Annotated in this window: 22 protein-coding genes and 1 pseudogene; 9 read left to right on the top strand and 14 right to left on the bottom strand. The window is 65.4% G+C overall.

Translation table 11 applies throughout. The features are described from left to right. Positions 1 to 17 precede the first annotated feature (17 nt). The 3 genes from cimA to cysS are packed head-to-tail and all read right to left on the bottom strand — an operon-like array spanning position 18 to position 3,531. On the bottom strand, positions 18 to 1,616 hold the full coding sequence (gene cimA / locus Q2M23_RS05505) for a citramalate synthase (RefSeq protein ID WP_076826463.1): 1,599 nt from the start codon (positions 1,614 to 1,616) through the stop codon (positions 18 to 20). Beyond that, positions 1,613 to 2,119 carry a GNAT family N-acetyltransferase gene (locus Q2M23_RS05500; RefSeq protein ID WP_310884805.1) on the bottom strand — a complete coding sequence of 169 codons (507 nt, stop codon included), beginning with the start codon at positions 2,117 to 2,119 and terminating at the stop codon, positions 1,613 to 1,615. The genes cimA and Q2M23_RS05500 overlap by 4 nt, the downstream gene beginning before the upstream one ends. Then, positions 2,116 to 3,531, bottom strand: a complete 1,416-nt coding sequence (gene cysS / locus Q2M23_RS05495) for a cysteine--tRNA ligase (RefSeq protein ID WP_316394873.1) — start codon at positions 3,529 to 3,531, stop codon at positions 2,116 to 2,118. The genes Q2M23_RS05500 and cysS overlap by 4 nt, the downstream gene beginning before the upstream one ends. A gap of 294 nt (positions 3,532 to 3,825) precedes the next feature. On the opposite strand from cysS, the gene Q2M23_RS05490 reads away from it, so the two are divergent. Both Q2M23_RS05490 and Q2M23_RS05485 read left to right on the top strand, forming a co-directional pair. Continuing rightward, entirely contained in the window at positions 3,826 to 4,149 is a 324-nt protein-coding gene (locus tag Q2M23_RS05490) for a hypothetical protein (protein ID WP_057017266.1), read from the top strand. A gap of 143 nt (positions 4,150 to 4,292) precedes the next feature. Next, positions 4,293 to 5,459, top strand: coding sequence for a DUF2865 domain-containing protein (locus Q2M23_RS05485; RefSeq protein ID WP_076826456.1), 1,167 nt, complete (start codon positions 4,293 to 4,295; stop codon positions 5,457 to 5,459). A gap of 7 nt (positions 5,460 to 5,466) precedes the next feature. Here the strand turns inward: Q2M23_RS05485 and Q2M23_RS05480 are convergent, their stop codons facing one another. The 3 genes from Q2M23_RS05480 to Q2M23_RS05470 form a co-directional block, all read right to left on the bottom strand. Continuing rightward, complete coding sequence (locus Q2M23_RS05480; protein ID WP_057017264.1) at positions 5,467 to 7,218, bottom strand: NAD+ synthase; 1,752 nt, start codon at positions 7,216 to 7,218, stop codon at positions 5,467 to 5,469. 149 nt (positions 7,219 to 7,367) lie between these two features. After that, a complete protein-coding gene (locus Q2M23_RS05475) occupies positions 7,368 to 7,721 on the bottom strand; it encodes a diacylglycerol kinase (RefSeq protein WP_028334253.1) in 354 nt (117 codons plus the stop codon). A 49-nt stretch (positions 7,722 to 7,770) separates the two neighbouring features. After that, positions 7,771 to 9,159, bottom strand: a complete 1,389-nt coding sequence (locus tag Q2M23_RS05470) for a class II 3-deoxy-7-phosphoheptulonate synthase (RefSeq protein ID WP_028334252.1) — start codon at positions 9,157 to 9,159, stop codon at positions 7,771 to 7,773. 151 nt (positions 9,160 to 9,310) lie between these two features. On the opposite strand from Q2M23_RS05470, the gene Q2M23_RS05465 reads away from it, so the two are divergent. Then, positions 9,311 to 10,237 (top strand): alpha/beta fold hydrolase, encoded by a 927-nt coding sequence (locus tag Q2M23_RS05465; protein WP_253623951.1) that lies wholly within the window; start codon positions 9,311 to 9,313, stop codon positions 10,235 to 10,237. A gap of 178 nt (positions 10,238 to 10,415) precedes the next feature. Here Q2M23_RS05465 and Q2M23_RS05460 read toward each other — a convergent pair. The 6 genes and pseudogenes from Q2M23_RS05460 to Q2M23_RS05435 form a co-directional block, all read right to left on the bottom strand. Continuing rightward, positions 10,416 to 10,764, bottom strand: a pseudogene (locus Q2M23_RS05460) (cupin domain-containing protein). Positions 10,765 to 10,821: 57 nt separating this feature from the next. Then, positions 10,822 to 11,031 (bottom strand): DUF2934 domain-containing protein, encoded by a 210-nt coding sequence (locus tag Q2M23_RS05455; protein WP_057017262.1) that lies wholly within the window; start codon positions 11,029 to 11,031, stop codon positions 10,822 to 10,824. Positions 11,032 to 11,506: 475 nt separating this feature from the next. Next, positions 11,507 to 12,892, bottom strand: coding sequence for a glutathione-disulfide reductase (gene gor, locus Q2M23_RS05450; protein ID WP_057017261.1), 1,386 nt, complete (start codon positions 12,890 to 12,892; stop codon positions 11,507 to 11,509). A 216-nt stretch (positions 12,893 to 13,108) separates the two neighbouring features. Beyond that, the gene (locus Q2M23_RS05445; RefSeq protein ID WP_057017260.1) at positions 13,109 to 13,639 is read right to left on the bottom strand and encodes a DUF2059 domain-containing protein; all 531 of its coding nucleotides are present in this window, start codon (positions 13,637 to 13,639) and stop codon (positions 13,109 to 13,111) included. 23 nt (positions 13,640 to 13,662) lie between these two features. Next, a complete protein-coding gene (gene rpiA, locus Q2M23_RS05440) occupies positions 13,663 to 14,361 on the bottom strand; it encodes a ribose-5-phosphate isomerase RpiA (RefSeq protein ID WP_141340543.1) in 699 nt (232 codons plus the stop codon). Between the two features lie 108 nt (positions 14,362 to 14,469). After that, complete coding sequence (locus Q2M23_RS05435) at positions 14,470 to 15,303, bottom strand: SDR family NAD(P)-dependent oxidoreductase (RefSeq protein ID WP_253623952.1); 834 nt, start codon at positions 15,301 to 15,303, stop codon at positions 14,470 to 14,472. A 76-nt stretch (positions 15,304 to 15,379) separates the two neighbouring features. Between Q2M23_RS05435 and Q2M23_RS05430 the strand changes: the two genes are divergently transcribed. The 6 genes from Q2M23_RS05430 (at position 15,380) to Q2M23_RS05405 (ending at position 21,974) form a co-directional block, all read left to right on the top strand. After that, positions 15,380 to 16,060 (top strand): HAD hydrolase-like protein, encoded by a 681-nt coding sequence (locus tag Q2M23_RS05430; RefSeq protein WP_092084387.1) that lies wholly within the window; start codon positions 15,380 to 15,382, stop codon positions 16,058 to 16,060. Positions 16,061 to 16,221: 161 nt separating this feature from the next. Beyond that, the gene (locus Q2M23_RS05425; protein WP_076826447.1) at positions 16,222 to 16,707 is read left to right on the top strand and encodes a PEGA domain-containing protein; all 486 of its coding nucleotides are present in this window, start codon (positions 16,222 to 16,224) and stop codon (positions 16,705 to 16,707) included. Positions 16,708 to 16,961: 254 nt separating this feature from the next. Further along, the gene (gene moaA, locus Q2M23_RS05420; protein WP_168858324.1) at positions 16,962 to 17,996 is read left to right on the top strand and encodes a GTP 3',8-cyclase MoaA; all 1,035 of its coding nucleotides are present in this window, start codon (positions 16,962 to 16,964) and stop codon (positions 17,994 to 17,996) included. Between the two features lie 342 nt (positions 17,997 to 18,338). Further along, positions 18,339 to 18,878 carry a TRAP transporter small permease subunit gene (locus Q2M23_RS05415; protein WP_028334243.1) on the top strand — a complete coding sequence of 180 codons (540 nt, stop codon included), beginning with the start codon at positions 18,339 to 18,341 and terminating at the stop codon, positions 18,876 to 18,878. Further along, entirely contained in the window at positions 18,875 to 20,476 is a 1,602-nt protein-coding gene (locus Q2M23_RS05410; protein ID WP_057017254.1) for a TRAP transporter large permease subunit, read from the top strand. The genes Q2M23_RS05415 and Q2M23_RS05410 overlap by 4 nt, the downstream gene beginning before the upstream one ends. A 217-nt stretch (positions 20,477 to 20,693) precedes the next feature. Continuing rightward, the gene (locus Q2M23_RS05405; protein ID WP_316394857.1) at positions 20,694 to 21,974 is read left to right on the top strand and encodes a M20/M25/M40 family metallo-hydrolase; all 1,281 of its coding nucleotides are present in this window, start codon (positions 20,694 to 20,696) and stop codon (positions 21,972 to 21,974) included. Positions 21,975 to 22,007: 33 nt separating this feature from the next. Here Q2M23_RS05405 and Q2M23_RS05400 read toward each other — a convergent pair whose 3' ends face one another. After that, a complete protein-coding gene (locus Q2M23_RS05400) occupies positions 22,008 to 23,336 on the bottom strand; it encodes a sensor histidine kinase (protein WP_316394855.1) in 1,329 nt (442 codons plus the stop codon). 2 nt (positions 23,337 to 23,338) lie between these two features. Next, positions 23,339 to 24,013 carry a response regulator transcription factor gene (locus tag Q2M23_RS05395; protein WP_057017251.1) on the bottom strand — a complete coding sequence of 225 codons (675 nt, stop codon included), beginning with the start codon at positions 24,011 to 24,013 and terminating at the stop codon, positions 23,339 to 23,341. Between the last annotated feature and the right edge of the window lie 11 nt (positions 24,014 to 24,024).

Here is a 24,024-nt window from a genome sequence, read left to right as displayed (position 1 = left end):
AATGACGGCTCAATCACTCACGCCTGCGCGCCCGACTTCACCAGCTTGTAGAACACCGAATCCATCAGCGCCTGGAACGAGGCGTCGATGATGTTGGGCGAGACGCCGACCGTGGTCCAGCTCTCGCCGGTCTCGTCCTCGCTCTCGATCAAGACGCGCGTGACCGCCTCGGTGCCACCATTGAGGATACGCACGCGGTAGTCGATCAGCTTCAGGCCATCGATATATTTCTGGTACTTGCCGAGGTCCTTGCGCAGCGCGACGTCGAGCGCGTTGACCGGGCCGTTGCCTTCGGCGGCCGAGATCAGCCGCTCGCCGTCGACATCGACCTTCACCACCGCGAGCGCCACGGTGACGCGCTGGCCGTTGGCGTTGTAGCGCTGTTCGACATTGACGTCGAACTGCTCGACCTTGAAATATTCCGGCACCTTGCCGAGCGTGCGGCGCGCCAGCAGGTCGAAGGAGGCGTTCGCCGATTCATAGGCAAAGCCCGCGGCCTCGCGCTCCTTCAATTCCTCGACCAGCCGCATCAGCCGCGGATCGCTCTTGTCATAGGCGATGCCGGCACGGTCGAGCTCGGCCATCACGTTGGAGCGGCCGGCCTGATCGGACACCAGCACCTTGCGGTGATTGCCGACGGAATCCGGCAGCACGTGCTCATAGGTCTGCGGATCCTTCATGACAGCCGAGGCATGGATGCCGGTCTTGGTGACGAATGCGCTTTCGCCGACATAGGCCGCATGGCGGTTGGGCGCGCGGTTCAGCATGTCGTCGAGCGTGCGCGACACCTTCATCAGCGTCGCCAGCTTCTCCGTGGTGACGCCGATCTCGAACTTGTCGGCAAACTCCTGCTTCAGCTTCAAGGTCGGGATCAGTGAGCAGAGGTTGGCGTTGCCGCAGCGCTCGCCGAGGCCGTTGAGCGTGCCCTGGATCTGCCGCGCGCCGGCCCGCACCGCGGCGAGCGAATTGGCCACCGCCTGCTCGGTGTCGTTATGGGCGTGGATGCCGAGATGGGCGCCGGGCACCTGCTTGATGACTTCGCCGACGATGGTCTCGATCTCATGCGGCATGGTGCCGCCATTGGTGTCGCACAGCACCACCCAGCGGGCGCCGGCCTGATAGGCCGCCTTGGCGCAGGCGAGCGCGTAGTCGCGGTTCTCCTTGTAGCCGTCGAAGAAATGCTCGCAGTCGACCATCACCTCGCGGCCGAGCGCCTTCGCGGCAGCGACGCTGTCGCGGATCGAGGCGAGGTTCTCCTCATTCGTGGTCTCGAGCGCGACGCGGACCTGGTAGGCGGAGGATTTCGCGACGAAGCAGATCGCGTCCGCCTTGGCCTCGAGGATGCCGGCAAGCCCGGGATCGTTCGACGCCGAGCGGCCCGGCCGCCGCGTCATGCCGAAGGCGGTGAAGCGTGCGTGGTCGAACGCAGGCTTCTTGCTGAAGAACTCGGTGTCGGTCGGATTGGCGCCGGGATAGCCGCCCTCGACATAGTCGATGCCGAGCGCGTCGAGCATGCCTGATATCACCTGCTTGTCCTGCAGGGTGAAGTCGACGCCGTTGGTCTGCGCGCCATCGCGCAGCGTGGTGTCGAACAGATAGAGGCGCTCGCGGCTCACGCGTGGCCTCCCGGGGTCGCGACACCATCGAGCTGCTTCTGCATCGTGGTGTTGGCGAGCCACTCATCGTTGATAGTGACCGAGTTGCGCTGCTGAGCGACGTAGCCGCGCTTGCGGAAGAATTCCAGCGCGGTGTCGCTGGCATCGACCTTCAGGGTCTTGGTGCCGCGGGCACTCGCGATCTTCTCAAGCGCATCGCACAGCGCGCCGCCGACACCCTGCCCGACCGCGCTCGGATGCACATAGAGCATGTCGATGAGATCGGCGCCCTTCAGCGAGGCGAAACCGACCGGGGCGCCCTGCAAGGTCGCGATCAGCGTGAGCTGGCCGGCGAGCTTCTTGCCGAAGGCCGCCTCGTCGTCGGCGGCCATCGCCCAGGCTTCCTGCTGCGCCTCGCTGTAGTCGTCGCCGGTCAGGTCCATGATCGAGGCCGAGAAGATCGCCGCCAGCAGCGGCGCGTCGTCGGGCAGATACGGGCGCAAGGCGGGCGCGGAGCGGCTCATCGCGCGACCTCCCAGGTGGTGATCGGCTTTCCTTCGGCATCCTTTCCGTCCTTGATCGCCACGCCCATCGCGGCGAGCTGATCGCGGATCCGATCCGACTCCTTGAAGTCCTTGCGGGCCCGCGCCGCGGTGCGCTCGGTGATCAGTGCTTCCACCGCGGCGGCATCGACACCGCTCGCCTGCTGCTTGCGGGCCTCCCACGCGGCCGCGCTCTCCGACAGGAAGCCGAGCAGCCGGAGCGAGCCGGCAAACTCCCTGCGGCTCTGTTCGCTGCTCGACGCAGCACCGCGCAGGCCGTGCAGCACGGCCATCGCCTGCGCCGTATTGAGGTCGTCGTAGAGCGCCTCGACCATCGCCGGCGACGGCGCGCCGGGATCGGCGTCGGCCGCGACCGCGTACCAGTCGTCGAGTGTCCTCGCGGCCTCCTCGGTGGCCTTGGCGGTCCAGTCGAGCGGCGAACGATAATGCGTCTTCAGCATGGCAAGCCGCAGCACCTCGCCGGGCCAATCGGCCAACAGATCGCGGATCGTGAAGAAGTTGCCGAGCGACTTCGACATCTTCTCGCTTTCGATCTGCAGGAAACCGTTGTGCATCCAGACATTGGCCATGCGGTCGGAGTGGAACGCGCAGCAGGTCTGGGCTAGCTCGTTCTCATGGTGCGGGAACACCAGGTCGATGCCGCCGCCGTGAATGTCGAACTTCTCGCCGAGATGCTTCCAGGCCATTGCCGAGCACTCGATGTGCCAGCCGGGGCGGCCCTCGACCTTGATGCCTGCGGGCGACGGCCATGACGGCTCGCCCGGCTTCGACGGCTTCCACAGCACGAAATCGGTGTTGTCGCGCTTGTAGGGCGCGACATCGACGCGGGCGCCGGCGATCATCTCGTCGAGCGAACGCTTCGACAGCGCGCCGTAACGCGGCAACATCGAATTGGCCGCGTTCATCGCCTGCGGCGAGAACAGCACATGATCCTCGGCGACATAGGCAAAGCCGCCGGCAACCAGCTTCTCGATGATGGCGCGCATCTCCGGGATGTGCTCGGTCGCGCGCGGCTGCACGGTCGGCGGCAAGCAGCCGAGCGCCGTGACGTCGTCCTGATACTGCTGATAGGTCTGCTCGGTGACCTTGCGGATCGCCTCGTTCAGCGGCACGCCGGGATAATCCCGCGCGGCGCGGACGTTGATCTTGTCGTCGACGTCGGTGACGTTGCGGACATAGGTCACGTGATCGGCGCCATAGCGATGGCGCAGCACGCGAAACAGCACGTCGAAAACGATGGCAGCGCGGCCGTTGCCGATATGGGCGAAGTCGTAGACCGTCGGTCCGCAGGCATACATGCGGACGTTTTCGGCATCGAGCGGCACAAACGGCCGCTTCTCCCGGGTCAGCGTATCGTAGAGGCGCAAATCCATGGAAACCGTTCCCTTGCGGCCGGGCGGTCCAATGCTCTCATGTGTTGAGAAAAGACGGCCTCAGCCAGCGAATCGCTAGCTCATAATCTCGCGGCAAATGCTGCAGATGGCGAGGTGGCCGTTCATGGTTCCACCATGTCTCACGGCCCCATTATTGCGTCAAGGGGCTGTTTTCGGGCAGTTAGCCACCCGCTCCGCACCGAAATCGCGTCAACGCCCTCATGGTTAATCATTATTAAGGATTTGGGCGTATCCGGTCGCTTGCGGATTCCCCGCCATTTTCACTGGTGCACCATGCGGCCTGTTTCAGCATTGATTGCCTGCACGCTCTTTGTTGCTCCGTCCTTCCTTGTTTCCTCGGCCGCGCTGGCCGACAGCCGCGTCTTCATCGTCGCCAACCAGGCCGACGGCTACGGCATCGACCAGTGCCTCGCCCGCGGCGATCGCTGCGGTGCCTCCGCCGCCCGCGCCTATTGCCGGTCACGCGATTTTGCGCAGGCCACCAATTACCGCCGCGTCGATCCCGACGAGATCACCGGTGCGGTTCCGCACGCCGCGAATGAAAAATGCAACGGCAACAGCTGTGGTGAATTCGTCGCCATCACCTGCCAGCGCTGAGCCAAGCCGCTGGCCAGACGGGGTTATTGCCACACCGGCGCCCCGGAAACGACGTGACGCTGCCCCGAGAAACGGCTATTGCAGCGGCCTTGCCCGCGCGCTTTGGCGTTGATCGCCGCGCGGCGTCGTTTTAATGGCCGGATATGCCCAATAGCTCCCGTTCTCGCTTCTCCCGCTGGTTTCTGAGTTGCGCCGTGCTGGCCGGCATGTCCCTGCCCGCCACGCATGCCCTGGCGCAAGTGCCGCCCGGCCCGCCCGGTCCGGCTCCGCAAGGCGCGCCACAGCCCAATCCGCAGGCCAATCCGATGTGCGGCCGGCTCGAAGGCCAGCTGGCGGCGATCGACCGCGGCGGCGGCTCCGGCGACCCGGCCAAGGACGAGCAGATCCGCCGCTATCAGGACGCGGCAACCCGCCAGCAGGGCGAGCTCGATCGCGTGACGGCGCAGGCCCGGCGCATGGGCTGCGACAGCTCCGGATTCTTCTCGCTCTTCAACAACAATTCGGCGCAGTGCGGTCCGGTCAACACCCAGATCCAGCAGATGCGCGCCAATCTCGACCAGATCACCGCCAATCTCGAGCGGCTGCGCTCGGGCGGGCTCGGCGGCGCCGACCGCGAGAACCAGCGCCGTTCGGTCCTGACCGCTCTGGCGCAGAATAATTGCGGCCCGCAATATGCCGCGGCCGCGCGTGGCCCCGGCAACTTCCTCGAGAACCTGTTCGGCGGCGGTGGCGGCGGCAATCCCAACAATCCGCTGCCCCCGCCCGATGCGCAGTATGGCGCCCAGTCCGGGACCTTCCGCACCGTCTGCGTCCGCACCTGCGACGGCGCCTATTTCCCGATCTCGTTCGCGACCGTGCAGGCGCGCTTCGCCGCCGACGAGCAGATCTGCAAGGCGCAGTGCCCTGCCGCGGATGCCAGCCTGTTCACCTACCGAAATCCCGGCGAGGACATCAACCAGGCGGTCTCGATCAGCGGCGTGTCCTACTCGTCGCTGCCGAACGCCTTCAAGTACCGCACCGAGTTCAATCCATCCTGCTCCTGCAAGCCGGCCGGCCAGAGCTGGGCCGAGGCGCTGAAGGCGGTCGACGACAAGGCGTCCGCCGAGCAGCAGGGTGACATCATCGTCACCGAGGAGAGCGCGCGGAAGATGCAGCAGCGCGCCCAGACCAAGGCCGCCGCCGGCAAGAAGGGCGCGCCCGCAGCCGCAGCTCAACAGCAGCCCGCCGCCGCTGACGCCGCGGCACCGGCCGCGCCGGCGAGCGACGGCCAGATCCGCACCGTCGGCCCGACCTTCATTCCCAAGCGGTAAGAAGAGTTCAGCCCTCGAACGCTTCCGCCGACGCGCGCGAGGTGCGCGCCACCAGCGTCTCGTCGGGCGCCGGCAGCGCCTTGCCGAAATCGCGGAAGCGGTTGGTGATGGGATAGCGGCGGTCGCGGCCGAAGTTCTTCCGCGTCACCTTCACCCCCGGCGCCGCCTGCCGCCGCTTGTATTCGGCGATGTTGAGCAGGCGATCGACCCGGGCCACCACGTCGCGGTCGAAGCCGGCTTCGATGATGGTCGCCAGCGGCTCCTCGCGCTCCACCAGCCGCTCGAGGATCGCGTCCAGCACGTCGTAGGGCGGCAGCGAATCCTGGTCGGTCTGGTTCTCGCGCAACTCGGCGGTCGGCGGCCGGATGATGATGTTGACCGGGATCACCTCGCCTGACGGCCCGAGCGCGCCGTCCGGCTTCCAGCCATTGCGCAGGCTCGACAGGCGAAACACCTCGGTCTTGTAGATGTCCTTGATCGGATTGAAGCCGCCGTTCATGTCGCCGTACAGCGTGGCGTAGCCGACCGACATCTCCGACTTGTTGCCGGTGGTCACCACCATGGCGCCGGTCTTGTTGGAGATCGCCATCAACAGCGTGCCGCGGGCGCGCGCCTGCAAATTCTCCTCGGTGATGTCGCGGTCCAGCCCCTTGAACACCGGCGCCAGAATCGTCTCGAAGCCGTTCACGGCATCGGCGATCGGCAGGATCTCGTAGCGGATGCCGAGCGCCGCGGCGAGCTTGGCGGCATCGTCGAGCGACACCTGCGCGGTGTAGCGGAACGGCAGCATCACGCCGCGCACCTTGTCGGCGCCGAGCGCATCGACCGCGATCGCCGCGCACAGCGCCGAGTCGATGCCGCCGGAGACGCCGAGCAGCACGCCGGGAAAACCGTTCTTGCGGACATAGTCGCGCAGACCGAGCACGCAGGCCGCGTAATCGGCCTTGTCGCCCTCGAGCTGCGCCGTGATCGGCCCGTTGCAGCGCCAGCCGTCGGCGGTCTTGCGCCAGGTCAGCGTCGTGATGTTCTCCTCGAACGCCGGAAGCTGCGCCGCGACGGAAAGATCGGCATTCAGCGCGAACGAGGCGCCGTCGAAGATCAGCTCGTCCTGGCCGCCGACCTCGTTGAGATAGACCAGCGGCAGCCCGCTCTCAGTGACGCGCGCGACGACGATCGACAGCCTGAGGTCGGCCTTGTCGCGGGCATAGGGCGAGCCGTTCGGCACCACGAGAATCTCGGCGCCGGTCTCGGCGAGACATTCGACGACGTTCTCGTATTCTTCGGACTCCTCGAGCCAGATGTCCTCGCAGATCGGCACGCCGATACGCACGCCGCGCACCGTCACCGGGCCCGGCGCCGGGCCGCGCGCGAACAGCCGCTTCTCGTCGAACACGCCGTAATTCGGCAGATTGGCCTTGAAGCGCAGCGCGGCGATGCGGCCGCCGTCGAGCAGCGCGCAGGCATTGTAGAGCTTGCCGTCCTCGACCCACGGCGTGCCGATCAGCATCGCTGGGCCACCATCCCTGGTCTCGCGCGCCAGTTCCTCGATCGCGGCGCGGCAGGCCGACTGGAACGCCGGCTTGAGCACCAGATCCTCCGGCGGGTAGCCGGCGATGAACAGTTCCGACAGCACCACGAGGTCGGCGCCGTCGGCCTTGGCTTTCTCGCGCGCGGCGCGCGCCCTCGCGGCGTTGCCGGTGACGTCACCGACCGTCGGATTGAGTTGCGCCAGGGTAATCTTGATCTGTTGTTCGCTCATACGCTTAAGTTGTCCTGCACAACAGCAAACTTCAATCATCTTCCAGTCATGGTGCGATTGCAGAAATCGCGCCATGACCGGCGGGAGCTTCTTTTGAGCATGATCTGATCGGAAAACCGGTTCCCACGTTTCCGGATCATGCTCGGGAATCAGAACGCGCCCATGCGTTCGGCGAGGGCGAACAGCCAGAACAGCCCGGCCATGACGAGCGCGACGCCGACCGCGGCCGAGCCCATGTCCTTGACCCGCCCGATCTGCGGATCGTGATCCATGGTCAGGCGATCGGCTAGCTTCTCGATCGCGGTGTTGAGCAGCTCGATGACGAGCACCAGCACCACGGTCGCAACCAATTCGACCCGGCGCATCACGGTGGCGCCGACCAGCCAGGCCAGCGGCAGCGACAGCGCCAGCGCCACCACCTCCTCGCGAATCGCCTGCTCCGAGCGAATGGCGAATGCCAGCCCGTTGCGCGAGTTGATGGTGGCTCGCCAGAACCTCAGCAAGTCACGGCCCCCAAGTCCAAGTCACTGCCTGCCCAAGCCACAGCCCCAATCACAACCCCGCAGCGGCCGGCATCGGCTTGACCTTGCCGGCGCGCTCCTGCTTCAGGAGTTCGGCGATCAGGAAGGCCATGTCGATCGACTGTTCGGCATTAAGACGGGGATCGCAGACCGTGTGGTAGCGGTCGTTGAGGTCCTCATCGGTGATGGCGCGCGCGCCGCCGATGCATTCGGTGACGTCCTGTCCGGTCATCTCCAGGTGCACGCCGCCGGCATGGGTGCCTTCGGCAGCGTGGATCTGGAAGAACGACCTCACCTCCGACAGCACGCGATCGAACGGCCGCGTCTTGTAGCCCGAGGTCGAGGTGATGGTGTTGCCGTGCATCGGATCGCACGACCACACCACCTTGCGCCCTTCCCGCTGCACGGCGCGGATCAGGCCTGGCAGATGGTCGCCGACCTTGTCGGCGCCGAACCGGTTGATCAGGGTCAGGCGCCCCGGCTCATCGTCGGGATTGAGGATGTCGATCAGCTTCAACAGTTCGTCCGGCTTCAGCGACGGGCCGCATTTCAGGCCGATCGGGTTCTTGATGCCGCGGAAATATTCGACATGGCCGTGATCGAGCTGACGGGTTCGGTCGCCGATCCAGATCATGTGGCCGGAGGTCGCGTACCAGTCGCCGGTGGTGGAATCGACCCGCGTCATCGCCTGCTCGTAGCCGAGCAGCAGCGCCTCGTGGCTGGTGTAGAAATCGGTGGCGCGCAGCTCGGGATGGCTCTCGAGGTCGAGGCCGCAGGCGCGCATGAAGTTCAGCGCATCCGAGATACGGTCGGCCAGCTCCTTGTAGCGGCGTGATTGCGGCGAATCCTTCAGGAAGCCGAGCATCCACTGATGCACGCTGCCGAGATTGGCGAAACCACCGGTGGCGAACGCGCGCAGCAGGTTCAGCGTCGCGGCGGATTGCCGATAAGCCATCAGCTGGCGCTGCGGATCGGGAATGCGCGCTTCCGGGGTGAAGGCGATGTCGTTGACGATGTCGCCGCGATAGCTCGGCAGCTCGACGTCGCCCTGCTTCTCGGTCGGCGACGAGCGCGGCTTGGCGAACTGGCCGGCGATCCGGCCGACCTTCACCACCGGCAGCGCGCCGGCATAGGTCAGCACGACCGCCATCTGCAACAGGACGCGGAAGAAGTCGCGGATGTTGTTGGCGCCGTGCTCGGCAAAGCTCTCGGCGCAGTCGCCGCCCTGCAGCAGGAAGGCCTCGCCGGCGGCGACCCGCCCCAGCGCCTTCTTCAGGCTGCGCGCCTCGCCCGCGAACACCAGCGGCGGAAAAGTCGCCAGCTGGGCCTCGACATCGGCCAATGCCTTGGCATCGGGATAATCGGGCACCTGCAGCACCTTCTTGGCGCGCCAGCTATCGGGTGTCCACCGCTCGGACATGAGGTCAACTCCTGAGCAAAAACCGCAACTTAATCACGGCATGACGAAAGCCCGGCTTATACACAGGGCCCCGCTTTCCCGCTAGAAGGATTCCTGCAATCTGGTCAAACCCTTGCAGGGAAATCCGAATTCGCATTTGGTAGAGCATAGCATGAATGCCGGGGAAATCGCCGTGGCCTCCGCCGCGCTGGACGACGTTTTTAGCGACGACATCGTCGTGCCGGCCGCGGACGGCTATCCGCTCGCCGCGACGCTGTTCCTGCCGCGCGGCACGCGGCGTCAGGCCGTGCTGATCAATTCGGCGACTGCCGTGCCCCGCAAGGTCTATCGCGGCTTCGCCGGCTACCTCGCCCGCCGCGGCGCCGCGGTACTGACCTACGACTACCGCGGCACCGGCGGTAGCCGGCCGATGGCGGCGACCGGCCTCAACAAGCCGAAATCACTGGCCGGCTTCAAGGCCACGATGGCGGACTGGGCTGCGCTCGACGCCACCGCGGCGGTGAGCTGGATGCGCGAGCGCTATCGCAGCCTCCCCTTCGCCTATGTCGGCCACTCCTTCGGCGGCCAGGCGCTCGGGCTGCTTGCCAACAATGCCGAGATCCCGCGCGCGCTCCTGATCGCATCGCAGGCTGCCTATTGGAAGCTGATGGCCTCGCCCGAGCGCTACCGCGTCGTCGCCTTCATGACCGGCGTCGGCCTGCCGCTGGCGCGCACGCTCGGTTACCTCCCCGCTTGGGCCGGCCTCGGCATGGACCTGCCGAGGGGCGCGTTCGAGCAATGGCGGAACTGGGTGATGCGGGAGCGCTATCTGCTCGATGATGCCACGCTGACAGCGCGCGAGAATTTTCCGAAGTTCAAGGGCAAGCTCCGCGCGCTTGTCATGACCGACGACACCTGGGCAACGCGGCCGGCGGTCGAATTGCTGTGCTCCGCCTTCACGTCGATCACGCCGGAGATCATCTCGATCCGTCCCGCCGACGCCGGCGCAAAAGCGATCGGCCATCTCGGCTTCTTCCGCAGCGACCACCGCGACGCGCTGTGGCGCGGTGCCGCGGAGTGGATTGAGGCGGAGGGATAGACGCGGCACTCTCCGGCGTCGTCCCTGCGCTTTCGCAGGGACGACGCCGCATTATATTGCGCCGCTGGTGAATCATAATTTCGCATTCTCGCGACATGAATCGCGCGAGCTTTGCTCTTCAACCCGGATTCGCGGTCAAGATGATGGGTATCGCTTCGCTCCGCCCACCCTGCCAGCCTCACACCACCTTCCGCGGCGCAGCCGTCGCAGCGTCACCCGTGTTCGGCGTCCCGGTCGGTTCGATCAGCAGCAGATGCACCTCTTCCCTTGCGACAGGCCGATGCTCGACGCCTTTCGGCACGATGTACATCTGGCCGGGCGTTAGCGTCACGGTGCGGTCGCGCAGCTCGATGTCGAGGATGCCTTTCAGGACGAGGAAGAAGTCGTCGGTGTCGTCGTGCTCAGACGAACTCGCCCTGCACCTTCACCACCATGACGTCGCAGGCGTTGAATTGCGCGACGGTGCGCGGCGACCAGTGATCGCTGAATGTCGACAGTTTCTGCGAAAGATCGATCGCGCCGCTCATGATGCCTCCGGGTCCGGGCCAGCCTGCCGGACTCGTTAGCTCAGCCGCGCGACGCACTCAATGCACGCCCCTCAGCCTCTCCGGATATGTACTCGGCCCATTGTGCCCGTTGATGTCGCAAGGCGCTTCGCCGTTGGTGGCCCGCCGCGCCAGCAGTTCCTTTTCGGCCTGATACCAGAGCTGATCCATCTTGCCCGGCGGCTCGCCGGCGTCCTTCCACAATTCGTAGGCGCGGGTCCGGATCTCCTGCTCGGTTGGGCCTCTCATGCGCGGCTCCCTCAATTTGAGACATCAAACTGTTTGAGAGTGGAACGGACAGCATAGCGCAAGGTTCCAGGGTGCGCGAGACGGCCGCGCGCCGATGGCGCATCGCCTGTGCACAAGCGCCGTTGCGCAGACCATTCGCCGGAAACCGCGTTCGATTTGAGGGCGCGAAGCGACCCTGAGGAAAAGTCCCGGGCGGATGTGCATGTCAACAAGGCTGCCCTAATTCCCGGGCACGAAGCACGGCCGTCGGCGTCGGTCTTGCGGAGGCGCGCTACCCCTTCCGAGGTATGAAACCTTTGCCCCGCTTCCGCAGACAAAAACTCATCAGGATTTTGCCAACCTTCCTGGGGCTAGAGACAGCGCCGTCCGCATGTATTTTAAGCGGGCGGCGTTGGGCTGTCAGGCAGGGCTCATTCCCCGTTCCCCATCGCCAGGAGAACACCAGGACGGCAGCGCCGGCCCCTGCGGGCTACCGCTATTCCGCTGCCTGGCGCACGTGGCGCGCGGTGGGCGTCCGCATCGTCACCAGCTCTTCGGAAGCGGTCGGATGCAGCGCGATGGTGGCGTCGAAATCGGCCTTGGTCGCCTTCATCTTGACGGCGATCGCGACGGCCTGGGTGATTTCGGCGGCGCCATCGCCGACGATGTGGCAGCCGAGCACGCGGTCGCTCGCGCCGTCGACCACGAGCTTCATCAGCACGCGGGTGTCGCGGCCGGACATCGTCGCCTTGATCGGGCGGAAATCGGTCTTGTAGATGTCGACGTGGCTGAACTGCGCCCGCGCCTCCTCTTCCGTCAGACCAACGGTGCCGACCTCCGGCTGCGAGAACACCGCGGTCGGGATCGTGGCGTGGTCGACCTCGACCGGGCGCTTGCCGAACACCGTGTCGGCGAAGGCATGGCCCTCGCGGATCGCAACCGGCGTCAGATTGGTGCGGTGGGTGACGTCGCCGACCGCGTAGATGTTGTCGACCGAGGTCTTCGACCAGCCGTCGACCTGGATGCCGCCATTCGCTGGATTGATGGCGACGCCGGCGGTCTCGAGCCCGAGATTGGCGACATTGGGATGCCGGCCGATCGCGAACATCACCTGGTCGGAGGCGATGCTCGAGCCGCTCGACAGGTGCGTGGTGAAGTCACGGCCGTGCTTGTCGACCTTCGCCACCGTGCAGCCGGTGATGATGGTGATGCCGCGCTTCTCCATCTCGGCGCGGACATGCTTGCGCACGTCCTCGTCGAAGCCGCGCAGGATGTTGTCGCCGCGATAGATTACCGTGACGTCGGAGCCGAAGCCGGCGAAGATGCCGGCGAATTCCAGCGCGATGTAGCCGCCGCCCTGGATCACGATCCGCTTCGGCAGCTCCTTGAGGTGAAACGCCTCGTTGGAGGAGATCACGTGCTCGATGCCGGGCACGATCGGCCCGTGATTGGGCGCGCCGCCGGTCGCGATCAGGATGTACTTCGCCGTCACCTTCTCGCCGGTGGCGAGTCTGATGGTGTGGGCATCCTCAAGCACCGCGCGGGTCTTCGCGATCCGTGCGCCCGACTTCTCGACGTTGGTGGTGTAGGCGCCCTCGAGCCGGGCGATCTCCTTGTCCTTGTTGGCGACGAGAGTGGCCCAGTCGAACGAGACCTGCCCGATGCTCCAGCCGAAGCCGGCCGCGTCCTCGATCTCGTCGTGGACGTGGCTGCCGATCACGAACAGCTTCTTCGGCACGCAGCCGCGGATCACGCAGGTGCCGCCCATCCGGTACTCTTCGGCGACCATGACCTTCGCACCGTAACCCGCGGCGATGCGGGCGGCACGAACGCCGCCCGAACCACCACCGATGACAAACAGGTCGACGTCAAACTCGGCCATGGTAAATCTCAGCTCTAATCGCCGGAATTCGGCTTGATCAACTGCTTTCCCTCAGCTTGAGGGCATCTAGTCTTTCACCGCCGTCATTGCGAGGAGCGATAGCGACGAAGCAATCCATCTCTCCGCTTGTGGGACAATGGATTGCTTCGCTTCGCTCGCAATGACGTAGATTAGTGCGGCGCACTCAACTTGACGCCCGTCATGCTGAGGCGTCGTTTAGATATCCTTGCCGCGCTTCTTCATCTCGGCCTTGAACTGGGCGTTGACGATCACGCCAAACTGCTGCGCCCACTGCTGCATATATTGCAGCGAATCGTTGATTGCCTTGGGCTCAGAGGTCAGAAGCTTCTGACCGAGCGGCGTCTTGTAGAAGATCACGAGATCCTTCAGCTCCTGCTCGGTGAACTCGGCGGCGTAGAGCTGCGCCATGCCTTCGCCGATTTCCTTCTCACTGCCACCCAGGTTCTTGGCGATGACGAGCGCGACCTCGTTGAGGTCCTTCTGGTAGTTGAGGTATTGCTGGAGCAGACCGGTCTTGGTCTTCTCGATGATTCCAGGAACGGCGCCGGCATACATCACCTGCACGTTCTTCATCTGAAGGATTTCCTTGGCGTACCCAATCGCCGCGGGGGTCGACTGCTTGACCTGGGGCATGGGAGGCAGCTGCGGCTGCTGCGCCATCGCCGGTGCGAGCGCCAGTCCAGCCGCCAGGGCCGCAGCCGACAAAAGTCCCGAAAAACGATTCATTCCAAGTCTCCTTGCTTGCGGCCTCATGGCCGTTCAACAACCCGAATTCCCTGCACGCCGGCCAGCACGGCGACGCTGCCAAGCCCGATGAACAGGCCGTGTTCGACCACGCCCGGAATCACGCTGAGCAAACCGGCAAGACGCGGCGGATCGCCGATCCGGCCGAGATGGGCATCGACGATCCAGTGGCCGCCATCGGTGACAAAAACGTGACCGTCCTTGCCCTGACGGACCAGCATTTCGCCGGATACGCCAGCCTCTGAAAACGCCCGCGCCATCGCGGCCTGGGTCGCGGCGAGCCCGAACGGGATCACCTCGACCGGCAACGGAAAGCGGCCGAGCACGTCGACCCATTTGCTGTCGTCGGCGATCACGATCATGCGATCACTGGCGGCCGCGACGATCTTCTCGCGCAGCAGCGCCCCGCCGCCGCCCTTGATCAGGTTGAGCGCCGGGTCGATCTCGTCGGCGCCGTCGATGGTGAGGTCGAGATGGTCGATCTCGTCCAGCGTGGTCAGCGGAATGCCGCAGCGGATCGCATCCGCGCGGGTCGCTTCGGAGGTCGGCACGCCGATCACCTTCATGCCCGACCGGACCTTCTCGCCGAGCAGCTCGACGAAATGCTTCGCGGTCGATCCGGTGCCGAGCCCGAGCTTCATGCCGTCGCGCACCTCTTCGAGCGCGCGCGCCGCCGCCTGGCGTTTCAGTGCGTCCATGTCCACGTGCCGATAGCCCCTCGGTTGGTCCGTTACGGGCCGCCATCGGGTGGCCCGGCGGGCGCATATCTAGCGTCGTTTTGCAGGCAGGAATAGCGGCAAGCGGACCAGTCTTTAGGCCGAAACGGCGTCCATCGCGGCCAAAATCGCCGAAAAGCGCTGTTCGACCTCGGCCCGCATCCCGGGGTGGGTGAAAATGTAGAACTGGTCGTCGCGGATCGCGGCCAGCACATGTCCTGCAACCGACGCCGGATCGAGACCGGCCTCCAGGCGTCGCGCGATCTCGGCGACGACAGCGGCCATCGGGCTTGCCGGATCGAACTGACGGGTCGGGCCGTACTGCTCCGGGCGGTTGCGCCCGCTCTCGCCGATCCGGGTCCGCACAAAGCTCGGACAGAGCACGCTGACGCCGATCCCGAGCGGCCTGAGCTGCATGGCGAGCCCTTCGGACAGGCTGACGACGGCGAACTTGGTCGCCGAATACGGGCTCAAGCCAAGCCCGGCATTCATCCCGGCCATCGAAGCCGTATTGACGATATGGCCACCCTCGCCGTGCCCGCGGATGTGCGGCAGGAAGCTCCTGATGCCGTGCACGACGCCCATCAGGTTGACGTCGATCACCCAGCGCCAGTCGTCGACCGAGATCGGGTCAATGCCGCCGCCGGCCGCGACGCCGGCATTGTTGCAGACGACATGGACCTTGCCGAAGGCGCGGAACGACGCCTCCGCCGCGCGATCGACGCTTAGGCGATCGGCAACGTCGCAGACCACGCCATGAGCATCCGCACCGCCGGCGCGCAGCGCATCGACGGCCTCGTCCAGCGGACCGGCTTCAATGTCGGCGAGCATCACCTTCATGCCCTCGCGAGCAAAGGCGGTTGCCATCGCCAGTCCGATTCCGCTGGCCGCGCCGGTGACGAAAGCGGCTTTTCCGGCAAGTTCCCGCATCTCAGCCTCCCCTATCTCATGACGTGCCCACATCTACTCTTGCATCGCAGCGCCCGGCCCGATAGCCAAAAGCATCATGTCCGCCGCCTCTCCCCCCATCGTCGTATTCGATCTCGACGGCACGCTGGTCGACACCGCGCCTGATCTGATCGGCGCGCTGAACCATGTGCTCGACCGCGAGGGCCTGCGGCCGGTGCCGCTGGCGGCCGCGCGCAACATGATCGGCGCCGGCGCGCGCAAGCTGCTCGAACGCGGGCTCGAGGTGGAAGGACGCGCGGTCAGCGTCGGTGACCTCGACCGCTTGACCGCGGATTTCGTCGACTATTATGCCGAGCATATCGCCGACGGCTCGCGACCGTTCGACGGGCTCGAGGCCGCGCTCGACCGGCTCGAAGCAAAGGGCCATCGCTTTGCGGTGTGCACCAACAAGCTGGAATGGCTGTCGAAGCTGCTGCTCGACCGGCTCGGCCTAACCAAGCGCTTCGCCGCGATCTGCGGCGCCGATACCTTCGGCATCGCAAAACCCGATCCCACGTTCCTGCGCGAGACGGTGGCCCGCGCCGGCGGCCGGCTGCCCGGCGCCATCATGGTCGGCGATGCTGGCCCCGATGTCGGGGTCGCAAGGCGCGCCCAGGTCCCGGTGATCGGCGTCGATTTTGGCTATACCGACGTTCCGATGACCGAGCTGAAGCCGGACCGGCTGATCAGCCATATGCGCGATCTGCCGGACGCCGTCGCCAGCCTGAGCGCGGCATAAACTTTCCGCAACACACTGATATCGCTTGGCAATATTTAGCCATGCGATTCCACCATTAACCATCCTTTAACGAGCAGGCCCCCCGCTGTTGCGCCTCTGTTCCGACGCACCTATGGTCCGCTCCGGGGATTGTGGCTGATTGCCGCAGTAGAGTGTGGATCATGCGTCGTATCATCGTGATTGCGGCCGCCGGGCTGAGCCTGGCCGGCTGCTCCTCCTTCTCATTGGATTCGTTCAAGTCGGCGCCGCCACCGATGCCGGTTCAGCTGGATTCAAACCCGCCGGGCGCCGACGCCGTGACCTCGCTCGGACCGGGCTGCAAGACGCCCTGCACCGTGTCGATCCCGGCGCCGGAGACCAACTTCTCCGTCACCTTCAACATGCCGAAGTTCCAGCCGGCGACCGTTCCGGTCACCGTGACCCGCGTTCCCGGCGACTTCACCACGCCGGCCACCACGACGCTGGATCCCAGTCCGGTGTTCGCCGAGCTGCAGCCGGCCGGACCGCCGCCGCGCGCGGCGAAGAAGCCGATACGGAAGAAGAAGCCGAAACCGGCTGCCGCTGCGGCGCCTGCCGCCGCTCCGGACTCCGCGTTCCCCGCCCCGAGCGCGGCTGCGCCGGCGCCGGCCGCCGCGCCGTCGCGCTAGCGCGGGCGGCCGAACCGCATTTGCACTGCACAAGAGCCCGGCCCAAAGCCGGTTTTTGTATTTGGTCGAGACACATCCGCGATTGCGATCCTACATCGCGCGATCTGCCTCGCCTATCGCTTTGCATGCTGCGGATCATCCATACGATCATCCCTTGGGACGCATTGTGACAACGCGCCAACATGCATAGATTGCGGATGCCGGAGCCGATCACGGCGCGGCAGGCAGGAAACAGATTGCAAGGCCCGAACTGAATGAACGGATCCACGCAAGCACATTCCGACACGCTGTTTCGTCCGATGACCGATCCGTTTGGCCGGACCATCCGTTATTTGCGCGTCTCCGTCACCGACCGCTGCGACCTGCGCTGCTTCTACTGCATGTCGGAAGACATGACCTTCCTGCCGAAGGCCGATCTGCTAACACTGGAAGAGCTCGACCGGCTCTGCTCGGCGTTCGTCGCCAAGGGCGTGCGCAAGATCCGCCTCACCGGCGGCGAGCCGCTGGTCCGCCGCAACGTGATGGGCCTGGTGCGCTCGCTGTCGCGGCATCTGACCACGGGCGCACTCGACGAATTGACGCTGACCACCAACGGTTCGCAGCTGGCGCGCTTCGCCCAGGAGCTGGCCGATTGCGGTGTGCGCCGCGTCAACGTCTCGCTCGACACCCTCGACCCCGTAAAATTCCGGGCCATCACCCGCTGGGGCGACATCGACAAGGTGCTGTCGGGCATCGAGGCGGCGCGGTCGGCGGGACTCGCGGTCAAGATCAACGCGGTCGCGCTGAAGAACCTGAACGAGGACGAGATACCGGCGCTGATGGAATGGGCGCACGGCAAGGGCATGGGCCTCACCTTGATCGAGGTGATGCCGATGGGCGACATCGGCGAAGGCCGGATCGATCAGTACGTGCCGCTGTCCTTGATGCGCGCGCGGCTCGAGAAACACTACACGCTGACCGATCTGCCCGACGACACCGGCGGCCCCGCTCGCTACGTCCGGGTCGCCGAGACCGGCGGCAAGCTCGGCTTCATCACGCCGATGACCCATAATTTCTGCGAATCCTGCAACCGGGTGCGGATCACCTGCACCGGCACGCTGCACACCTGCCTCGGCCACGAGGACGCCTCCGACCTGCGCCGGCCGCTGCGTGCCTCCGCCGACAACGATTTGCTGGCGGCGGCCATCGACCGGGCCATCGGACTGAAGCCGAAGGGGCACGATTTCATCATCGACCGCCGCCACAACCGTCCGAGCGTCAGCCGCCACATGAGCGTGACCGGCGGCTAGTCTTCAAGCTCCCTCCCGACGCGCGGCCTGTCCCCCGATTACCAAGGCGGGACAACAGTTTGCCGCGGCGTCAATTTGTCCATTTTCCGATTGACGGCGTTCCATGGCGCTGATTTGGTGAATCAGCTTTCACGCTAGTCTGGCCAGCATAGGCCGCTGCCCTCCGTCGGCTCCTGTCGACGATTCCCGGCAGCCAAGAACGGCTGAAGCGGATTTCGGGGGAGGACGAACGTTTGCAACTGCTCCTGAAAGTGAGCCGTGGCTCCGTGCGCATGCGCGCGGCGGCCAGATGATGCTTGAAGAGATATTCGGCGCGCGGATTGCGCGACCGTGGAGATCGTGATGCGCCCATTGTTGGCATTAAGTCAGGCCATCGACCAACTCAACGAGAAGATCGGCTACATCTGCAACCTGCTGGTGCTGATCTCGTGCCTGGTCAGCGCCGGCAACGCCATGATCCGCTACGCGTTCAGCTACTCGTCGAACGGCTGGCTCGAGGCGCAGTGGTACATGTTCGCGATCCTCGTGATGTTCGGCGCCTCCTACACCTTCAAGCGCAACGAGCATGTCCGCGTCGAGATCATGTATCTGATGCTGTCCGAACGCGGCCAGCTCTGGCTCGACCTGATCGGAACGCTGTTCTTCCTGATCCCGGCCTGCCTCCTGCTCGCCTATCTGTCATGGCCGTTCTTCTACCAGGCCTATGCAGTCGGCGAGATGAGCGGCAACGCCGGCGGCCTCTTACGCTGGCCGATCAAGTTCGTTATCCCGTCCGGCTTCGTGATGCTTGCGCTGCAAGGCGTCTCAGAGGTGATCAAGCGGATCGCCGCGCTGCAGGGCTACGTGACCATCGACGCGAAGTATGAGAGGCCGACTCAATGATCACGCTGGAGATGATGCCGCCACTGATGTTCGGCGGCCTGATCGTAGCGATGCTGATCGGTTATCCGGTGGCGTTCACGCTCGCCGCGGTCGGCCTGTCGTTCGGGTTCCTCTCGATCTATCTCGGCTTCTTCGACCTCAACTTCCTGCAGGCGATCCCGGGCCGCATCTTCGGCAGCGTGCTGTCCAACGAGCTGCTGCTGGCGATCCCTTTCTTCACCTTCATGGGCGCGATATTGGAGAGATGCGGGCTCGCCGAGGACATGCTGGATTCGATGGGCCAGCTGTTCGGCCCGATCCGCGGCGGCCTCGGCTATTCCGTGATCATCGTCGGCTTCATCCTCGGCGCCATCACCGGCACGGTGGCGGCGCAGGTGATCGCGATGGCGCTGATCTCGATGCCGGTGATGATCCGCTACGGCTACAACATCCGCTACATCACGGGCGTGCTCGCCGCCTCCGGCACCATCACGCAACTTGTCCCTCCCTCTCTCGTCCTGATCGTGCTCGCCGACCAGCTCGGCAAGTCGGTCGGCGACATGTATCTCGGCGCCTGGGGCCCATCGGTGTTCCAGATCCTGCTGTTCGCCGGCTACACCTTCCTGCTCGGCATCTTCAAGCCGAGCCATGTGCCGGCGGTGCCGATCGAGGCGCGCACGCTGACCGGGTGGGCGCTGTGGAAGAAGTGCCTGCTCGGCATCATCCCCTCGGCGGTACTGATCTTCGTCGTGCTCGGCACCATGATGATGGGCCTTGCGACCCCGACGGAAGCCGGCGCCATGGGCGCGGTCGGCGCCATCGTGCTCGCCGCCATCCACCACAAGGATTTCAGCGCCACCGGCAACAAGGTGCTGATGGTCGGTGTGATCGCCGGCGGCATCGGCACCATCATCGCGATGCTCTACAGCGAGAACCTGCTCTTCAAGCTCGCCTTCGCGATCACCTACGCCGCGGTGGTCTGGATCTGCCTCGAGGCCGTCAAGATCCCGGACCTGCGCGACCTGATCAAGCAGGGCTACGAGACCACCATGCGGATCACCTGCATGGTCACCTTCATCCTGATCGGCTCGACCTGCTTCTCGGTCGTGTTCCTCGGCGTATCCGGCGGCACCTGGCTGGAGCACCATCTGACCTCGCTGCCCGGCGGCGTCTGGGGCTTCCTGATCTTCATCAACCTGTTCATCTTCTTCCTGGCGTTCTTCCTCGACTTCTTCGAGATCGCCTTCATCATCCTGCCGATGGTCGCGCCGATCGCGCAGAAGGTGCTGGCGCCGGTGGTCGGCCCCGACGCCGCGCTGATCTGGTTCGGCGTGATGCTCTGCGTCAACATGCAGACCTCGTTCCTGCATCCGCCATTCGGCTTCGCGCTGTTCTATCTGCGCGGCGTGGCGCCCAAGGAAGTGAAGAGCTCGGACATCTACTGGGGCGCAATGCCGTGGATCGGCTTGCAGGCGATCATGGTGGCGCTGGTGATCGCGTTCCCGGTCGTCGTCACCGGACTGCTCGACAAGCCGCTCGATGTCGACCTCAACAAGGTCAAGATCGAGGTGCCGCAGATCGACCTGCCGCCGCTCGACTTCGGACAGCCGAAACAGTAGCCCGGCATCAGCGCATTCGGCGTGCCCAGAGCATTTCGGTTCTGATTAAATCAGAACCGAAGCCCTGGATTCTCGTTTTGTCGCGTTTTCTTCACGCGAACCGGCGTCCACTTCGCTCGAAAACGCTCGCGGGCGCGAGGCACGCCGCTGTTGACGGCACCGGCGAGGCCTGTGAAGACGGGGATACGGATCGTCCTCCAACTCACAGATCGCCGCCATGCCCCAATTGCATCCCGCCCGCTCGCTCATTCGCCCGCTGATGCTGTCGCTTGGTCTGGCGCTTGCCGCGCCCGCAGCGCATGCAGCCGACATTCGCGCGCTGGCGCAACAGGAACAGCAGCCGCTGCTCGACACCCTGCGCGACCTCGTGCAGATCGAATCCGGCAGCAAGGACATCGAGGGCCTGAACCAGCTCGCCGAGCGCGTCGCCGGCCAGCTCAAGCAGCTCGGCGGCACGGTCGATATCCTGCAGACCACCGATATCTACCGCCTCGACGACACGCCGGAGAAGATCGGTCCCGCCGTGCAGGCCGTCTTCAAGGGCACGGGCAGCGCGAAGATCATGCTGATCGCGCACATGGATACGGTGTATCTCAAGGGCATGCTGAAGGACCAACCCTTCCGCATCGATGGCGACAAGGCCTATGGGCTCGGCATTGCCGATGACAAGCAGGGCGTCGCCACCATCCTCCACGCCGTGGCGTTGCTGCAGAAGCTGAACTTCAAAAATTACGGTACGCTCACGGTGCTGATCAATGGCGACGAGGAGATCTCTTCGCCCGGCTGGCGCAGCACCATCACCCGTCTCGCCGCGGAACAGGATGCCGTGTTCTCGTTCGAGGGCGGCGGCACGGACGGCACGCTGCGCCTCGCCACCAGCGGCATCGGCTCGGCCTACCTCACGGTGCACGGCAAGTCGTCGCATGCCGGCGCCAGGCCCGAAGGCGGCGTGAATGCGCTCTATGAGCTGTCCCACCAGGTGCTGCAGATGAAGGACCTGTCCAAGCCGGAGCAGGGCCTGAAGCTGAACTGGACGGTGTCCAAGTCCGGCACCAACCGCAACGTGATCCCCGCCGAAGCCACCGCCCAGGCCGATGCGCGCGCGCTCAAGGTGGCGGATTTCGACGAGCTCGAGAAAGCCCTGCAGGACAGGATCAAGAACCGCCTGCTGCCGGACTCCAGGGTGGACGTGAAGTTCGAGGTGCGCCGCCCGCCGCTCGAAGCCAGCGACACCTCGCACCGCGTGGCCGGCCACGGCAAGACGATTTATCAGGAACTCGGCCTGTCACTGAACGTCGCCGAGCGGGCCACCGGCGGCGGCACCGACGCCGCATTTGCCGCCCTCAAGACCAAGGGCGCCGTGGTGGAAGGCATGGGCCTGTCGGGCTTCGGCGCGCACTCCAACGATGCGGAATACGTGCAGATCAACAGCATCGTGCCGCGCCTCTATTTGACCACGCGCATGATCATGGATCTGTCCGACGGCAAGGTGAAGTAGACCGGCAAGGCCGCGGCACGTTCGCGGGCCGGCTCAGGACGCCGCCGGCTCCGCCTTGGCGAGGCGGAAGCGCAGCGTGAACTGGGCGCCGCCGGACGGCAGGTTCTCCACCCTCACCGTCGCATCGTGATCGTCGACGACGCCGCGCACGATCGAGAGCCCGAGCCCCGCGCCGTCGGTGCGCTGGCGATCGCTGCGCCAGAAGCGCTGGAAGATCAGCCCCTGCTCGGCGGGCGCAATCCCCGGCCCGCAGTCGCGCACCTGCACCGAACCATTGTCGTGCACCTCGACATCGACCGAGGTTCTCTCCGCGGTGTACTTGATGGCGTTCTCCGCCAGATTGAAGATCGCCCGCTGCAGCATCTCCGCATTGCCCCTGACCTGCACCGGACTGTCAGTGCCGCGCAACGCGATGTCCTTTTGCTGCGCCAGCGCATAGGGCGCGATCGAGCCGACCACCTCGGTGCACACCGCGCGCAAATCCGCGGTCTCGCCGGGATCCAGCACCAGCGTGTCGAGCTCGGCGATCTCCAGCAGCTGGCTGACGATGCGGCTCATGCTCTCGATGTCGGCATGCAACTCCCTGGTCCCCTTGGCCGCATCGAGCGTCTCGATCCGGGTCCTGAGGATCGCAAGCGGCGTGCGCAGCTGATGCGCGGCATCGGCCGTGAACTGGCGCTGCACGTGAAAACCTTCCTCAAGGCGATCGAACGCCTGGTTGACGGCCGTCACCAGCGGCAGGATCTCGCTTGGAATCCCCTCCGTCGGCAGGCGGATATCGGTCCTTGCCGGTCCGATGCTTCTCGCCTCCTCCGAGGCCCGCAACAGCGGTGTCACCGCGCGGCGGAAGATCAGGATGTCGGTGGCAAGCAGGATCAGAAGGATCGGGATGGTGATCCAGCCAACCCGCCGGAAGAAGTTGGAGACGATGTCGTCGATGATGACGTCGCGATGCGACAGGTCCTCGGCGACCAGGATGCGCAGCGTCTGGCCGCCGAGCAGCTTGGTGACGCTGGCACCGGAAATCCGGTTGGCGGACGCCGGCAGTCGCGGCGCCTCGCGATGCGACGAGAACAGCAGATGACCGTCGGCATCGTAGATGTCGTAGCGGTAGCGGCCATAGGCGTCGGAATAGAGCCCCCTCAGGCTGTCCGGCAGGCTGAGCTGCACCTTGCCCGCGGCATCGACCGAGAGGTTCTGGCCGAGATCGGCGGCCTGGTCGCGCATCGCTTCGCGATGCAGCTGATTGATCTCCGAATTCAACAGCCACAGCAGCAGCAGCGGCAGGAAGATCGCCGCGACCGCGACCGCCACGATGTGCAGGAACACGATCCGCGACGTCAGCGACTTGAAGCGGAACACGCCTACTTCTCCTCCGCCATCAGATAACCGACGCCCCGAATGGTATGGATGATGACCCTGGCGCGGTGCTCGGTGAGCAGCTTGCGCAGCCGCGACACGTAAACCTCGACCGCGTTCGAGGCGACCTCGCCGGCGAGGCCGAAGATGTGGTCCTCGACATTCTTCTTCGGCACCACCCGCCCCTGCCGCCGCAACAGGATCTCCAGCACCGATGTTTCGCGCGCCGAGAACACGTGCGGAGCGCCGTCGACGAACACCTGCTTGCTCTCGGTGTCGTAGACCAGATTGGCGAGCTTCAGCGAGGAGCCGAGCAGCTGGCCGGGTCGGCGCAGGATGGCTTCGAGCCGCGCCACCAGCTCTTCCAGCGCGAACGGCTTCGCCAGATAGTCGTCCGCGCCGCTGCGCAGGCCACTGACCCGATCCTGCAGGCCGCCCCGCGCAGTCAGTACCAGGACCGGCAGCGGGTCGGTCTTGCGGCGAAGCTCCGACAACACCGACAAGCCATCGCCGTCGGGCAGACCGAGATCGAGGATCATGGCGGCATAACTGACGCTGCGCAGCGCATCGCGCGCCTCGGCAACGCTGTTGACGACATCGGACTCATATCCCGCCGCCATCAGCCCGCTGGCGAGCAGCCGCGAGAGCTCGACATTGTCCTCGACGATCAGAAGGCGCATCGCAGCAATCC

It is taken from the genome of Bradyrhizobium sp. 33ap4 (genome assembly GCF_032654765.1).
Lineage (GTDB): Bacteria > Pseudomonadota > Alphaproteobacteria > Rhizobiales > Xanthobacteraceae > Bradyrhizobium > Bradyrhizobium australafricanum.
The sequence above is the reverse complement of the archived record's forward strand: the minus strand, read 5'-3'. Positions and strand labels throughout refer to the sequence as shown.

Bases quoted from the DNA above. Each gene is read 5' to 3' on its own strand.
- Q2M23_RS05500 (WP_310884805.1), bottom strand. From the start codon at position 2,119: ATGAGCCGCTCCGCGCCCGCCTTGCGCCCGTATCTGCCCGACGACGCG.
- cysS (WP_316394873.1), bottom strand. From the start codon at position 3,531: ATGGATTTGCGCCTCTACGATACGCTGACCCGGGAGAAGCGGCCGTTT.
- Q2M23_RS05490 (WP_057017266.1), top strand. From the start codon at position 3,826: ATGCGGCCTGTTTCAGCATTGATTGCCTGCACGCTCTTTGTTGCTCCG.
- Q2M23_RS05485 (WP_076826456.1), top strand. From the start codon at position 4,293: ATGCCCAATAGCTCCCGTTCTCGCTTCTCCCGCTGGTTTCTGAGTTGC.
- Q2M23_RS05480 (WP_057017264.1), bottom strand. From the start codon at position 7,218: ATGAGCGAACAACAGATCAAGATTACCCTGGCGCAACTCAATCCGACG.
- Q2M23_RS05470 (WP_028334252.1), bottom strand. From the start codon at position 9,159: ATGTCCGAGCGGTGGACACCCGATAGCTGGCGCGCCAAGAAGGTGCTG.
- Q2M23_RS05465 (WP_253623951.1), top strand. From the start codon at position 9,311: ATGAATGCCGGGGAAATCGCCGTGGCCTCCGCCGCGCTGGACGACGTT.
- Q2M23_RS05455 (WP_057017262.1), bottom strand. From the start codon at position 11,031: ATGAGAGGCCCAACCGAGCAGGAGATCCGGACCCGCGCCTACGAATTG.
- gor (WP_057017261.1), bottom strand. From the start codon at position 12,892: ATGGCCGAGTTTGACGTCGACCTGTTTGTCATCGGTGGTGGTTCGGGC.
- Q2M23_RS05445 (WP_057017260.1), bottom strand. From the start codon at position 13,639: ATGAATCGTTTTTCGGGACTTTTGTCGGCTGCGGCCCTGGCGGCTGGA.
- Q2M23_RS05435 (WP_253623952.1), bottom strand. From the start codon at position 15,303: ATGCGGGAACTTGCCGGAAAAGCCGCTTTCGTCACCGGCGCGGCCAGC.
- Q2M23_RS05430 (WP_092084387.1), top strand. From the start codon at position 15,380: ATGTCCGCCGCCTCTCCCCCCATCGTCGTATTCGATCTCGACGGCACG.
- Q2M23_RS05425 (WP_076826447.1), top strand. From the start codon at position 16,222: ATGCGTCGTATCATCGTGATTGCGGCCGCCGGGCTGAGCCTGGCCGGC.
- moaA (WP_168858324.1), top strand. From the start codon at position 16,962: ATGAACGGATCCACGCAAGCACATTCCGACACGCTGTTTCGTCCGATG.
- Q2M23_RS05415 (WP_028334243.1), top strand. From the start codon at position 18,339: ATGCGCCCATTGTTGGCATTAAGTCAGGCCATCGACCAACTCAACGAG.
- Q2M23_RS05410 (WP_057017254.1), top strand. From the start codon at position 18,875: ATGATCACGCTGGAGATGATGCCGCCACTGATGTTCGGCGGCCTGATC.
- Q2M23_RS05405 (WP_316394857.1), top strand. From the start codon at position 20,694: ATGCCCCAATTGCATCCCGCCCGCTCGCTCATTCGCCCGCTGATGCTG.
- Q2M23_RS05395 (WP_057017251.1), bottom strand. From the start codon at position 24,013: ATGCGCCTTCTGATCGTCGAGGACAATGTCGAGCTCTCGCGGCTGCTC.